This is a genomic window from Psychroserpens mesophilus (assembly GCF_050617655.1).
GTDB classification, from domain to species: domain Bacteria; phylum Bacteroidota; class Bacteroidia; order Flavobacteriales; family Flavobacteriaceae; genus Psychroserpens; species Psychroserpens mesophilus_A.
On sequence record NZ_JBODQC010000528.1, the window covers coordinates 1 to 234 of the forward strand.

At 52.1% G+C, this 234-nt stretch carries 1 protein-coding gene; it reads right to left on the reverse strand.

Translation table 11 applies throughout. The features are described 5' to 3' along the window. Window positions 1-234: SufD family Fe-S cluster assembly protein (locus tag ACRHNM_RS18270; RefSeq protein ID WP_431138043.1), on the reverse strand; the 234-nt coding region annotated here is incomplete at both ends.

A 234-nucleotide genomic window follows, 5' to 3' on the forward strand; every position in this document is an offset into this window, starting at 1 on the left:
ACCCCTTTCAGGATGGAATTCATATGGTTCCCGTCCTGGTAGAAATTCAGGTTGTTCCGGGTGAGGTTGCCCCCAAAGGAGAACGTATGGACGCTTACCTGGCTGTTGGTTTTCTGGTCGATGTAGGTATTGTCGATCAGGGAGGCCGTTGGCCGGTCCGTCTGTACTTTGTAATAATCGACGATGGCATCTTTGGCGGCAAAGATCTCGGGGTCCGAAATGGTCAGCACTTCG